The sequence below is a fragment of the Robertmurraya mesotrionivorans genome (assembly GCF_050971805.1).
Lineage (GTDB): Bacteria > Bacillota > Bacilli > Bacillales > Cytobacillaceae > Robertmurraya_A.
The window spans coordinates 241,284-254,337 of the sequence record NZ_JBPCCH010000002.1 but is presented as its reverse complement, the minus strand read 5'-3'; the positions used below and the strand labels follow the sequence as shown (position 1 = coordinate 254,337).

The following is a 13,054-nucleotide window of genomic DNA, read 5'->3' as shown; positions in this document are numbered from 1 at the left end:
ACCTAGCGCAGTAATTTTGTAAAACATCCATTTGTTTAATACTTGTAAAATGCAAATAAAAGAGGGATGTATATGAGTGAAATTTGGGATGTTATTGTAATCGGTGGGGGTCAGGCTGGTTTAGCTTCAGGATTTTACTTACGCAAGAAGGGATATCAATTTATTATTCTGGAATCAAGTAATTTAGCAGCAGGTTCTTGGCCTAATTATTATGACAGTCTCCAATTGTTTTCACCTGCCTACTTTTCATCGTTGCCGGGAATGAAGTTCCCTGGTGAGCTGAAAAAGTATCCTACTAGATCTGAGGTGATTCAATATTTAACAGATTATACTCAACATTTTAACCTTCCTGTTCATATCCATAAGCAGGTCCTATCTGTTGAGAAAAACAATAATGTATTTACTGTTGTTACCGGAACTGGAGAGACGTATTATTCTAAAACGATTATCAATGCTACAGGCTCTTTTCGGAGTCCTTATATCCCTTTGATAAAGGGTAGGGAGTTATTTAATGGACGTATGATTCATTCCTCTCAATACCAAAATCCAGAACCTTTTATTAATGAAAGAATAATTGTCGTTGGAAGTGGAAATTCTGCTGTTCAAATTGCCATCGAGCTTTCAAAAGTTAGTCAAACCAAATTAGCCGTACGTCAACCGGTTACTTTACAAAAACAAAAAGTGTTAGGTCAAGACATCCACTTTTGGCTAAAAATATCGGGCTTTGATCGATATCCTTTTTGGAGATTTGGCAAAACCGTACCAAAATCAAATTCAGTTCTTGATCTTGGGGAGTATAAAGAACAATTGGAAAAAGGAAAACCAGATCAAAACAACATGTTTACTAGTTTTTATAGTGATGGTATCGTTTGGCCAGATGGGAGGAAAGAGAAGGTAGACACTGTTATTTTTGCTACTGGATATAAAAATAAGCTTTCTCATTTAGAAGCAACTGGAGCCATTGACTCACTTGGAGAACCCATTCACGCAGGTGGAGTTAGCACTGTGGTACCTGGACTTTATTATGTAGGTTTAGAAGGCCAACGGTCATTTGCATCTGCAACATTAAGAGGAGTCGGTCCTGATGCGAAATTTGTGATTCGGAAGTTGGACCGTTATTTAAAAACTCTATAAATAAAGAGCTCAGGGAGAAGATTTTCCATAAATTCTTCTCCTTGCTTATTCTTTCTCGAAAAACACATGCTCGGCATAAAGTCCATTATTCACAGTGATGATACCGAACGAAGGTTTTGGCTGTCTCCTTTTATCCGTGCAGGATCCAGGATTAAATAATAAAGTGCCGCTCATTTCCTTCAAAACCGGAATGTGTGAATGTCCAAAGATGATGCAATCCACCGAATCATCTGCAAAAGCTTCAATTGCACGCCTCTCCGTCGTCCAGCGTTTGCCGTGACCATGAACGACCCCAATTCGGACACCTTCTTTATCTACTACAAGTTTTTCGGGAAGAAGTTCTTGCAATTCTTCAGAGTCTACATTCCCAAATACTCCTCTAACTTCTCCATATTGTAAGCATTCATGATAAACATCTAACGTTTGCCAGTCTCCTGCATGGATTATGAGGTCGGACTGTTTTAGCTCTGTAATGACTCTACTAGGGAGTGATTTTGCTTTTTTAGGGATATGTGTGTCCGAAATGACGATAATTTTCATATTGTACCTCTTCTATGTAATCTCAATTTCTATTAGCTTTATCTATTACAATATCAAAAGTTCATAATTTATAACATCGTTGAATCAATTAACGGTTTCTGGCTTAAGGAGTGGGATACTTTATGAATACATTCCCTCTAGAAAACCCCTTGGTTTCAACAGAATAACACCCGTATGTATAACATGTCCTTAATTGAAAATACTATACAAAAGTGGATACTTCACCCAATTTTCCCCCATCCTTTTTAAGGGAGATTTTGTATGAATATTGAAAAAATAAGTGGACTCCAACTTTTTTATATCATGTCCGGATATATACTTGGGACAGCTATTATTTTAGGGTTAGGTCAAGAAGTGAAGCAAGATGCATGGATATTTATCACATTTGGCATGATATGCGGGTTAATCTTAATGGCTGTTTATACTAAATTAGCGATTTATTATCCAGGTGACACACTTATTCAGATGCTTCCGAAAATAATTGGGAAATTTCTTTCCTATCCCATCATCCTCCTATATATTTTACACTTTACCTATTCTGCAGCCAGAGCGTGTAGAGAATTAGGAGCTCTTATTATTACTACCATCTTAAATGAAACGCCCGTCATTATTGTAATAGGAAGTTTTATGCTGTTGTTGGTTTATTGCTTACGTGGGGGAGTTGAAAGCTTTGGCCGATTAATAGAAATTGTGTTTCCGGTTTATATTTTTTCTTTGCTTTTTATTTGGATTCTATTACTAACTGTTGATCATTTTAATGTGAAAAATCTAACTCCTATATTCGGTGAGGGTGTAAAACCTGTATTAATAAAAGCATTTCCAAATGCAATAAATTTTCCATTTGGAGAATCCATAGTCATCATGATGTTTTTCCCTTTTCTAAGCAATAAAAAGCATGTAAGAAAAGTAGGAATGTCCAGTATTATATTGGGGGGTATTCTATTAATCGTTAACTCCATTATGATGATCTCTGTAGTAGGGTCGGAAATTTACAGCTTGGATGCTTTTACCCTTCTTTCAGCTACTCAAATGGTATCTGTTGCTGATTTCCTCGAACGCTTTGATGCACTTGTTATTTTAATGATGGTTTTAGGGGTGTTTTTTAAGGCAGGAGCGTTTTTTTTTGGTGCTGCGGTTGGCATCTCTCAATTATTTCGGTTAAAACACACTCGTTCGGTCCTTCTTGGTCTTGGGACTATTATTGCACCTTTGTCGCTTATTAGTGCATCTAGTTATGTAGAACATTTGGAAATTGGATTTAAATATTTTGTTCCATATGTCCTCACTTTTTTACAAATCGTTATGCCAATCGTACTTCTTTGTATCGCATTTATTGGCAAAATAAGATCCTCATAAAGGTTCATTTACTAACTGGGTGGTGCTGTTCATGGGAAAGTTAAGGTGGAAAAAAAACTTCACTTCAAAAATTCAAAATGATCATCAAGAGAAACTTCAAGTGCCACTTGAAAAAGATAAATTATTAGGCAACCTGGATATAGATTTTAGTCATATCAAACAGCTTTTTGAAGGAGCCGAAGATTTTGCCTATCGGAAGCTTAACATATGTAATACATACTCTGCAGTCATCTTATATCTTAATGGGTTAGTCAACGTAGAAAGAATGGAATTACATGTAATACATCCTTTAATTCGTTGTAACGGGGAATTACTTAATCATTCTGAACCAACGATTGATCACATCAAAGCTGTGATGAGTTCGGCACAAGTATCTCAAGGAGTAACATTCCAGGAAGTGATTGATCAAATTTTGTCAGGCGGTACGATTTTATTAGTCAATGGCTTTAAAGAAGCACTTTTCATCAGTGAACAGTCCTGGGATCAGCGCTCAGTTGAAGAACCTTTGTCTGAAGCAGTCGTGTTAGGTCCAAGAGAAGGTTTCACGGAAAATATCCGAACGAATGCAAGTATGATTCGAAGACGGTTAAAAACTACAAAACTAAAAATGGAATACATGATGATTGGAACACACTCAAAAACGGAAGTGGTCATTACCTATCTTGAAGATATCGCAGATCCGTCGATTGTCGAGGAAGTTCGGAGCAGATTAAAGAGAATTGATATTGATTCCATTGAGGACAGTGGCTATATTGTTGAGTTTATTGAGGATCAACCTTTCTCTGTGTTCCCCCAGGTCTTGCAGACGGAACGACCAGATCGAGTAGTGGGTAACCTTCTTGAAGGAAAAATCGGGATTATTGTAGCCAACAGTCCTTTTGCACTAATCGTTCCTATTACCTTTTTTGAAATGATGAATTCCCCTGAAGATTATTATGGAAGGTTTATTATTACATCTTTTATAAGATTTATAAGATATTTATTTTTATTGATTGCTTTATTGTTTCCCTCCATTTATATTGCGGTCACAACATTTCATCAAGAATTATTGCCGACAAATCTTTTGTTTAGTGTCGCTTCCTCAAGGGAAAAGGTACCCTTTCCAGCCGTTGTTGAAGCTTTATTAATGGAAATAACCTTTGAAGCACTGCGTGAAGCAGGTTTACGATTACCAAAACCGATTGGATCAACAGTTAGTATTGTTGGTGCATTGGTGATAGGTCAAGCTGCGGTTGAGGCAGGAATTGTTTCCGCTCCATTAGTTATTGTAGTTGCAACAACAGGGATTGCCTCATTTATGTTTCCTAATTATGCCTTAACAGGAGCCATTCGCCTCCTTCGTTTTATTATGATTTTTTTTGCAGCCATGCTTGGATTTTATGGAATTCTTTTAGGAGTACTCTTTATAATGGTTCACCTTGTACAACTTCGATCTTTTGGTGTTCCCTATTTGGCACCTGTAGCACCATTAAAATTTAACAATTTAAAAGACATATTTATTCGAGTGCCATGGTGGAAAATGGAGGAACGGTCACAACAAACCGGGAAAAGGAATTTGAGGAGATTAGGTTCTAGAAATCGTAAATATTAGTTTGTAAGGATTGATGGTAAAGATGAAAGTAATTAGAATGTTCTTGATAGGGATGCTGACTCTTATTTTACTCACAGGTTGCTGGAATCGTATAGAAATTAACGATATTGCTATCGTTACAGCAATTGGATTAGACCTTACCGAAGGTGATGAAATCCACTTATCACTTCAAGTAGCCATTCCATCAAAATTAGGATCATCTGGACCAACAGGAGGAACTAGTGAGAAAAGTACTTTTGTCATTTCAGAGACAGGTTCAACAATTTCGGAAGCTTTCAGTAATATACAAGGGAAGCTGTCGAGAACCATATTCTTTTCCCAAAGTAGGATCGTAATAATTGGAGAGGAATTAGCCAAAAAGAGTGTTTCTCATGTTATTGATTTCCAAACAAGGTATGCTGAACCTCGGATAAACAGTTTTATTATGTTTACAAAAGGCGAGGCATCTAACATCATCAAAAGTATGCCGAAATTTGAAAGTATTTCCGCTGAAGAAATAAAAGAACTGGCCAAGCTGGGTGTAAGCCTAAAGATTTATGTAAGGGATTTTCTAAACATGCTTCTTACGGATGGCATTGAGCCCTTTGCTCCGCAGCTTACTTTAGAGCCTTTAGAAGTTAATACAAAAAATACATCAGAGAAAACACTGGCTGTAAATGGAATTGCTATTTTTAAACAAGACAAGTTAATAGGCTGGATGAGTGAAGAAGAAACTAGGGGTCTTTTATGGCTACGGAATGAAATGGAAAAAGGAGTTATTACGACTAGCGTACCGAAGGACAAAGGTGGTGGGAATATTAGTATGGAAATTGCGAGAGCAGATGTAAAAATCGTTCCCATCCTAAAGAACCAGGACCTAAAAATGAACGTAAATATAATTTCAGAATTGAGTGTCATAGAAAATGACTCACAGTTGAACCTCTTTGATACAAAGGTAATTGAAGATTTACAAAAAGATATTAATAATCAGATTAAGGATAAAGTTCAAATGGTAATTGATAAAGGCCAAAAGGAATTTAACTCAGACATTTTTGGCTTCGGACATTTGGTTTACCAAAAATACCCAAAGGAATGGAATGCTAAATATAAAAATAATTGGGAACAGGAATTTCCGGAGTTAGAGGTAATAATCAATTCAAAAGCTCTTATAAGAAGAATCGGTTTAATCAAATAACAAAAAGGAATGGAATATGCTCAAAATTCTTATGATTTTCCTCATTTTTATTTCGCTTTTTGCCTGGGAAGCTTTAAAGTTATTAAGAAAGAGAGAAATAAAAGAGTTAGCTGTTTTTTCTTTTCTCATGATTGTTGGATTAGCCCTTAGTCTATTTATGATCATTCGATCTTTTATCTAACATGGAATGGGGCATACCCATGTAGCTTCAAATATTAAGTTTCATGTGGTACCTCTTGTATTTATTGCCTTCTAAACACTTACGTATGAATCTCCTCTAGGGAATAAACTCATACAATTCATTGGATAATATTCGTAACCGTATCTGTCATAAAAGGAGTGTAACCAACTTGACTAAAAAAGACCCGTTTCAGTGCCAAGAAGACATGGACCAAGTTCATCACCAGCTTATTGAGCAAATCGCTCGAATCAGTGTGGATGAAGAGGAAGAGCGAATGAGAGATGAATTGGAAATGCAACAACAGAACAAAGCTGACTAAAGAGGTCAGCTCTTTTTTTGTTTGTTTATATTCAACAACTCACTCTAAATAGTATCCTTTCCCCATTTGCGCAAATAATAACGGTAGATCATGAAGAAAATGGGTGAAAAGTGAATGAAGAAAGAACGAAGAGGGTTGTCTGCTTGGCAACTGACGATGATGGCATTAGGAAGTGTCATCGGAGGTTCCTTTTTCCTCGGATCATCGGTTGCCATCAATGCGGCAGGCCCTGCGATTTTGATATCGTTTATATTAGGGGGAGCACTTGTTTATTTTATCCTTTATGCGTTGTCAGAGATGACAGTAGGAAGTCCAACGATTGGATCGTTTAGTACGTTTGCTGCACGAGAGCTTGGAAATGGGATGGGTTTTGTAGTAGGTTGGCTCTACTGGACAGGTACGATTCTCTCGATGTCCAGTGAAGCGACAGCGATTTCAATGCTCATTAGCAATTGGTATCCGAATGTGTCGATCGCTTGGCTTGGCGGGTCGATCATTGTAGGAATTACTCTGATAAATTTATTAGGTGTAGATAAAATTGGGAAGCTTACAAGCGGTTTATCAGCAATCAAGGTGTTCGCGATTATCTTCTTTATCCTTACCGCATTAGGGTTAATTTTCGGAGTGTTCCCTGGCGCATCAGCGATTGGATTAGGCGAAGTCACGAGACAGCCTCTCATGCCAGGAGGAATCAGCGGAATTGCAGGAAGCATGCTGTTGGTTATTTTTACATATGCAGGATTTGAAATTATTGCCCTTGCAGCAACCGAGGCAGACAATCCTACAGACACTATCCCCAAAGCGATTCGAAATACGGTATTGAGTTTGGTGGGGCTGTATCTGTTATATGTGTTGGTCTTGCTGCCACTCATCCCGACAGCTCTCCTAAGTGAAAACGTCAGTCCAATGGTGGCCTCACTCACTCGATGGGGAATCGGTTGGGCAGGGACGGCATTGAACCTTGTATTAATTTCGGCCATTCTTTCCGCCATGCTGTCAGCCGTATTTGGGTTAGGAAGAATGATTCGGTCTCTTGTAATTGAAGGTCACGCACCACAAAGATTAAAGGATAGTACTGATGTTCCTTATCGGGGAATATTATTTTCAGGGTTAGCCATGCTCGGCGGCTTATTATTCGGTCTTTTGTTTCCGAGAGCTTATCTAGTGTTAATCACGTCAGGTGGATTTGCTTTAATATTCACTTATGCCGTGATTATGGCAAGCCATATTCGCTATCGGAAAAGAAACGGCTGTCCTCCAGGTGGCATTTGTCAGATGCCTGGATTTCCTTATACCTCGTGGATTGCTTTGGTAAGTTTGATCATTGTGCTGCTCAGTATGCCGTTGATTCCCGGACAGACAGCCGGATTGGTAACGGGGATAAGTATGGTCGTATTCTTCTCGTTAACGTATTTTGTCGCGAGTCGAAGAGGTGGTCTACAAGGAAGTGACGACCGGGTTCGTGGAACGCTGCAATCGAATTTTGCTACAGAGTTTTCTGAGGAGTTATATGGAGATAATGATAAGGATAAAAAATAACCTATTGAACTCTTCTTGCATTCATTCAAGAGGAGTTTCTTTTGTATAATGAATGTAAATACGAGATAAAGGAGTGCATTCATGTACAAGTTAGACACACCTTCATTGCTGCTTGACTATCAAAAGCTTTTAACAAACATAAACGAAATATCATCCTTTGCAAAAAAACAAGGAATCGCTTACCGTCCACATATTAAAACACACAAGTCGATAAAAATTGCCCAGCTACAGATGGAAGCGGGTGCCGTTGGGATTACGACGGCGAAAATTAGTGAGGCAGAAGTCATGGCTGCAGGTGGGATCAAAGATATATTAATCGCTTATCCCATCTCTAGCACTGATAAAATCAAACGAATAGTCAAACTTCTTGAGCAAGGGCTTCAACTTAAGATATCGGTTGATAACACGGAAGCATTAACGTATTTGCAGAAAGAGTTGGAACATACACCTTTCATCCTAGAGGTTTGGATTAAAGTGAACTCTGGGTTAAATCGATGTGGAGTCGATCAGGGCATGGAAGTGGTCCACTTAGCAAAAGCAATTATGACTTATTCGAAGCTAAAGCTCGGCGGTATTTTTACTCATGCCGGTCATTCCTATGCTGCAAAAACAATGGAAGAGATTGAAACAATTGGATATCAGGAAGGACTAACCGTTGTAGAAAGTGCCAATGAGTGTGAAAAAGAGGGTATACGAATCCCTGTTCGTAGTGTCGGTTCAACACCAAGCTATAAGATTGCTGGAAAAGTTTCAGGGGTGACCGAAATACGACCAGGAAATGCGGTGTTTTTCGATGCGATTCAGGCTGGGTTGGGTGTGACATCTATCGATCGTTGTGCGTTATCACTGCTCGCTTCAGTAGTGGGAGTCTACAAGGACAGAGTCATTTTTGATACAGGAAGTAAATCACTTTGCTTAGATAAAGGGGCGCATGGAAATCAGACGGTTACTGGCTTTGGACATGTAATGGGACACCCAGAAATAGTCATTGAACGCTTGTCGGAAGAACATGGAGTAGGGATTTTGTTACAGGAGACAACATTAAAGCTGAATGATAAAGTACAAATCATTCCAAATCATGCATGTACGATGGTTAACCAGTTTGATGAATATATGGTTCATGAGAATGGTCGTGTGATGGATATATGGAAGGTGGATGCTCGGGGGAAGGTTAAATAATTGATAAGAAATATTATGTTGAAATAAGTTTTTATTAGTAACGAGGTGATCCCAGTGTCCATAGAAAACATCGTCCAACAACAAATACAATTCTACAACGACGGAGATCTTGAAGGTTTCGCGAGTACATATTATAAGAGAGTAAGCGTCCTCTAAATAAACTTTATTTTTGCACAAATGAAAATTTTTCAAAAATCCGGTTGACTTATCCCATCACTCGTAATAGAATTAAGAAAATTTAAAAAGTTGAAACACAGTGAATGGGAGCATTAAGGTTCATTTATTGTTTAGAGAGCTGTCGGTTGGTGAAAGACAGTCAATAAATCCCCCAACTCGCCCAGAAGTGGTAAGGCTGAAGTGGTAGTAGGCCTTAACGGATGACAACCGTAATCAAGTCATAAAGTGGGTTTGTTTCGTTTACGAACAAACCAAAAAGAGTGGTACCACGTAGGCAAAGCCTGTCGTCTCTTATGAGATGATGGGCTTTTTATATTTTCTGAAGAAAGGTCGTTGTGACGATGGAAAAATTTGAGAAGTACTCTAGAAGTTATTTTATGCCTCCTGTCAAAAGTATGAAGTGGATGGAGAAGGAATACATTACAGAAGCTCCTTTATGGTGTAGTGTGGATTTAAGGGACGGAAACCAAGCGTTGGTTGTTCCGTTAACACTTGAAGAAAAGCTAGAGTACTTCCAATTGCTCGTAAAAATTGGGTTCAAAGAAATTGAAGTCGGCTTCCCGGCTGCCTCTGAAACCGAGTATACATTTTTACGAACATTGATTGAGCAAAACTTAATCCCAGACGATGTGACGATCCAAGTGTTAACACAATCAAGAGATCATATCATTAAGAAAACGTTCGAATCATTACAAGGTGTGAAAAAAGCGGTTGTTCACTTATATAATTCAACGTCTGTTGCTCAAAGAGAACAGGTGTTTAGAAAATCAAAAGAAGAAATCATTGATATTGCCGAAACAGGTGCGAAGCTACTACAGAAGTATGCTTCTGAAACAGAAGGGGAGTTTGTTTTCCAATATTCGCCTGAGAGCTTTACAGGAACGGAAATGGAGTTTGCACTAGATATATGTAATCGAGTCCTTGACGTCTGGCAGCCAACTGCTGATAACACGGTGATTATCAATCTACCGGCAACGGTCTCTCACTCGATGCCACATGTGTATGCCAGCCAAATCGAGTACATCAGTGATCACTTAAGCTACCGAGACAACGTGATTCTATCGATTCACCCGCATAATGACCGTGGCAGCGGAATTGCCGATGCCGAATTGGCGGTATTAGCAGGAGGACAACGAATTGAGGGAACATTATTTGGGAACGGTGAAAGAACAGGGAATGTCGATATAGTGACTCTTGCTCTGAACTTGTATTCTCACGGAGTTGATCCGCAACTTAACTTTGAAAATGTCATCGAAATCATGGAAACGTACGAGAGCTTAACAAAGATGAAGGTTCATGAAAGACATCCTTATGCTGGGAAGCTTGTATTTACGGCTTTCTCTGGTTCCCATCAAGATGCGATCACAAAGGGCTTCAAATGGCGTGAAGAAAAAGAAAATGTAGCGTGGAACGTTCCTTACTTAGTGATCGATCCGAAGGACATTGGAAGAGAATACGAGGGAGATATAATTCGGATCAATAGCCAATCGGGTAAAGGCGGAATTGGTTATCTTCTTGAACAGCAATACGGCTTTGATCTTCCACCGAAAATGCGTGAACACTTTGGTTATGCCGTGAAAAATGTTTCTGATCATGAAAACAAAGAGCTTATGCCAAGTGAGATTTACGACATCTTTATCAATGGCTATGTGAATATTGGCAATCCAATTCAGTTCATTCAATCAAAAACAGCAAAAAATGAAAACTATGATACGATCGTCACGGTACATTTTGAAGGAAATGAATTAGAGCTTCCAGGTGTTGGTAATGGCCGATTGGATGCAGTGAGCAATGCACTACAAACGAAATTTGGGATCGAGTTTGCAGATTTAGAGTACAAACAGCACGCGCAGGAAATCGGCTCGAAATCCAATGCCGTCTCTTATATCGGGATAAAAGATCAAAACGGTACGGTTCATTGGGGCTGTGGAATTGATACAGATATTATGACATCATCCATCCGTGCATTGTTTAGTGCCGTGAATTCTTTAGTGAAAAGTAATCAGAAAATAGAAGCCATTGCCCATAAGTAACAGATAACACTCTAAAAGCCTAAATCAATGATTTAGGCTTTTTATATTCAACTGGAGAGTTTCAAACATTACTTATGAAACGATTCTCTTTTTGCTCTTACTTTTAAGGAGAAAACGCATGTTTTGCTATGGTATACTAGAGTAGACAATTGCATAAAGGCAGGGTGGGGCGGTTGAGCCTTCCGTAGGGGAGGTGATAAATATCGTAGATTTGAATACCGCAATGTTTATGATAGCGCTGGTAACTCTTATCGTACTTTTGATTGATAAAATAAAAAAGTAAAACCCACCCTGATCTTGGCGGACAGGTGGGCTCTACTCAGAAAACACTAATGTTCATGCCAATCGCATCATTCTGCGATTATGCGTTGTCAAGGTAAGCGTAGTGTTTCGAGCACTGCGCTTATTTTTAGTATTTAGAATATCTAACCTTATTATAGACTAATTTAACAAAAAAATAAATTAATTAAAATGGAATCTAATCTCCAATTAGTATTTATCATATGGAAGTTAGTTAAGAGTCTGGAACATTTTTTTAAAACATAGGTTTTTGCACTTGACATGTTTTACTGTAACGAATATTATTACAGTAAGCTTTAAAAACAATTCGTAGGAGGCAACCCATGAATAGTGATTTCACCCTTGCGATTCACAGTTTAACTCTTCTGGCGTTGCAGCCGGACCGAATGTCAACTAGTGAGTACATCGCGGAGAGTGCAGGAGTACATCCCGTTCGTATTCGCAAAGTGCTTAGCTTGTTAAAGAAGAATGGCTTTATCACATCAAAAGAAGGTACAGGTGGCGGATTTATTTTTGCCTTGGACTTGGATCAGGTCAATCTTTGGGATATTTATCAAATCACTTCTGAAGGTGCTCTCCAGCCAAAATGTACAGAGTCTAACGGTCAGTGCATTGTCGGAGCGAATATGAAGAGCGTTCTGTTCTCCATCTTTATGGGGGCGGAAGAACATCTAGGTGAATATTTGAAAGAATACACGATAAAAGAAGTAGTTGAATTAGTGAAACAAAAAGAAACATAAATAGCACGTTTCTTTTTCGAATAAATGTAATAAAAATCATTACAGATGAAAAAGGAGACCTACCCATGAAAGCAAAAATCAATCGTAATGCAGCAAAGGTATTAAAGAAGATGTTGGAAAGTGAAGAGGCACAAGGAAAAATGGTACGCGTATACGTGACAGAAAACCATGTGAATCATGCACACTTTGACCTTAAGCTTGATACACCAACCGAGCATGATGAAATTGTAAAAACAGACAAAGATATTGAGATTCTGTTAGATCGTCGTGAAAGCTTTTTAGATGGCATATGGATTCAGTATTTCTTTTTACCAAAGGAAGAATTTATGATTACGAATCCATCAACAGGATTTCACCAGCATTAATCTCTAGTTAAAATGTAAAATAAAACATTACAGTTAAGGTGGTGCAACGTGATGAAACCTTTCCAAGTGGGAGATTGGGTAAGAGGGAAAACAAACTATGGGGAGTTGTTTCATGGTTATATTCATAGCGATGAACCATTGTCACAGAACATGAAAGTCAGAGTCATCAAGAGTGACAATGAAGAGATGGAGGGAAAGGTGATCTCAGCGAATTCTATTAAAATGAGACGCTTAGAAACATCCGCAACCTATTCCAAGGATTCAATCCTTGCTTTAATTGATATTGCCCTTTTGATCAAGGACAAAGAATGGTTTATGGAACTTACCTCCTTGTTAACGAAACCAACCAAAATAGTATCTCAAACGATTAATAATCCAGCGATAAATCGCATAGAAAAAAGACAGAACATCTAAAGAAAGAGGGAT

General features: G+C 38.4%; 12 protein-coding genes and 1 other annotated feature. Of the genes, 11 read left to right on the top strand and 1 reads right to left on the bottom strand.

Annotated features, from left to right (window positions below):
• Nucleotides 1–72: 72 nt before the first annotated feature.
• Nucleotides 73–1,134, top strand: coding sequence for a flavin-containing monooxygenase (locus ACRX5O_RS05405; RefSeq protein WP_433904993.1), 1,062 nt, complete (start codon nt 73–75; stop codon nt 1,132–1,134).
• Between the two features lie 45 nt (nt 1,135–1,179).
• On the opposite strand, the gene ACRX5O_RS05400 is transcribed toward ACRX5O_RS05405, so the two are convergent.
• Nucleotides 1,180–1,674 carry a metallophosphoesterase family protein gene (locus ACRX5O_RS05400; protein WP_433904992.1) on the bottom strand — a complete coding sequence of 165 codons (495 nt, stop codon included), beginning with the start codon at nt 1,672–1,674 and terminating at the stop codon, nt 1,180–1,182.
• A 261-nt stretch (nt 1,675–1,935) separates the two neighbouring features.
• Here ACRX5O_RS05400 and ACRX5O_RS05395 point away from each other — a divergent pair, with 261 nt between their 5' ends.
• From ACRX5O_RS05395 to ACRX5O_RS05350, 10 genes are all read left to right on the top strand, one after another.
• Nucleotides 1,936–3,030 carry a GerAB/ArcD/ProY family transporter gene (locus ACRX5O_RS05395; protein ID WP_433904991.1) on the top strand — a complete coding sequence of 365 codons (1,095 nt, stop codon included), beginning with the start codon at nt 1,936–1,938 and terminating at the stop codon, nt 3,028–3,030.
• 31 nt (nt 3,031–3,061) lie between these two features.
• Nucleotides 3,062–4,621 carry a spore germination protein gene (locus tag ACRX5O_RS05390; protein ID WP_433904990.1) on the top strand — a complete coding sequence of 520 codons (1,560 nt, stop codon included), beginning with the start codon at nt 3,062–3,064 and terminating at the stop codon, nt 4,619–4,621.
• A 22-nt stretch (nt 4,622–4,643) separates the two neighbouring features.
• Nucleotides 4,644–5,795 (top strand): Ger(x)C family spore germination protein, encoded by a 1,152-nt coding sequence (locus tag ACRX5O_RS05385; protein WP_433904989.1) that lies wholly within the window; start codon nt 4,644–4,646, stop codon nt 5,793–5,795.
• 350 nt (nt 5,796–6,145) lie between these two features.
• Nucleotides 6,146–6,295: a hypothetical protein gene (locus ACRX5O_RS05380; protein WP_433904988.1), complete on the top strand. Its 150-nt coding sequence runs from the start codon at nt 6,146–6,148 to the stop codon at nt 6,293–6,295.
• Between the two features lie 114 nt (nt 6,296–6,409).
• Nucleotides 6,410–7,834 (top strand): amino acid permease, encoded by a 1,425-nt coding sequence (locus tag ACRX5O_RS05375; RefSeq protein WP_433904987.1) that lies wholly within the window; start codon nt 6,410–6,412, stop codon nt 7,832–7,834.
• 81 nt (nt 7,835–7,915) lie between these two features.
• Nucleotides 7,916–9,013 carry a D-TA family PLP-dependent enzyme gene (locus ACRX5O_RS05370; protein ID WP_433904986.1) on the top strand — a complete coding sequence of 366 codons (1,098 nt, stop codon included), beginning with the start codon at nt 7,916–7,918 and terminating at the stop codon, nt 9,011–9,013.
• 247 nt (nt 9,014–9,260) lie between these two features.
• Nucleotides 9,261–9,485: a binding site (T-box leader), on the top strand.
• A gap of 46 nt (nt 9,486–9,531) precedes the next feature.
• Nucleotides 9,532–11,223, top strand: a complete 1,692-nt coding sequence (locus tag ACRX5O_RS05365) for a 2-isopropylmalate synthase (RefSeq protein ID WP_433904985.1) — start codon at nt 9,532–9,534, stop codon at nt 11,221–11,223.
• 623 nt (nt 11,224–11,846) lie between these two features.
• Nucleotides 11,847–12,263: an RrF2 family transcriptional regulator gene (locus ACRX5O_RS05360; RefSeq protein WP_433904984.1), complete on the top strand. Its 417-nt coding sequence runs from the start codon at nt 11,847–11,849 to the stop codon at nt 12,261–12,263.
• A gap of 65 nt (nt 12,264–12,328) precedes the next feature.
• Nucleotides 12,329–12,628 (top strand): iron-sulfur cluster assembly accessory protein, encoded by a 300-nt coding sequence (locus ACRX5O_RS05355; protein ID WP_433904983.1) that lies wholly within the window; start codon nt 12,329–12,331, stop codon nt 12,626–12,628.
• A 51-nt stretch (nt 12,629–12,679) separates the two neighbouring features.
• Complete coding sequence (locus ACRX5O_RS05350) at nt 12,680–13,042, top strand: IDEAL domain-containing protein (RefSeq protein WP_433905203.1); 363 nt, start codon at nt 12,680–12,682, stop codon at nt 13,040–13,042.
• Nucleotides 13,043–13,054: the final 12 nt, after the last annotated feature.

Coding starts and splice junctions, on each gene's coding strand:
- ACRX5O_RS05405 (WP_433904993.1), top strand. CDS start 73: ATGAGTGAAATTTGGGATGTTATTGTAATCGGTGGGGGTCAGGCTGGT.
- ACRX5O_RS05400 (WP_433904992.1), bottom strand. CDS start 1,674: ATGAAAATTATCGTCATTTCGGACACACATATCCCTAAAAAAGCAAAA.
- ACRX5O_RS05395 (WP_433904991.1), top strand. CDS start 1,936: ATGAATATTGAAAAAATAAGTGGACTCCAACTTTTTTATATCATGTCC.
- ACRX5O_RS05390 (WP_433904990.1), top strand. CDS start 3,062: ATGGGAAAGTTAAGGTGGAAAAAAAACTTCACTTCAAAAATTCAAAAT.
- ACRX5O_RS05385 (WP_433904989.1), top strand. CDS start 4,644: ATGAAAGTAATTAGAATGTTCTTGATAGGGATGCTGACTCTTATTTTA.
- ACRX5O_RS05375 (WP_433904987.1), top strand. CDS start 6,410: ATGAAGAAAGAACGAAGAGGGTTGTCTGCTTGGCAACTGACGATGATG.
- ACRX5O_RS05370 (WP_433904986.1), top strand. CDS start 7,916: ATGTACAAGTTAGACACACCTTCATTGCTGCTTGACTATCAAAAGCTT.
- ACRX5O_RS05365 (WP_433904985.1), top strand. CDS start 9,532: ATGGAAAAATTTGAGAAGTACTCTAGAAGTTATTTTATGCCTCCTGTC.
- ACRX5O_RS05360 (WP_433904984.1), top strand. CDS start 11,847: ATGAATAGTGATTTCACCCTTGCGATTCACAGTTTAACTCTTCTGGCG.
- ACRX5O_RS05355 (WP_433904983.1), top strand. CDS start 12,329: ATGAAAGCAAAAATCAATCGTAATGCAGCAAAGGTATTAAAGAAGATG.
- ACRX5O_RS05350 (WP_433905203.1), top strand. CDS start 12,680: ATGAAACCTTTCCAAGTGGGAGATTGGGTAAGAGGGAAAACAAACTAT.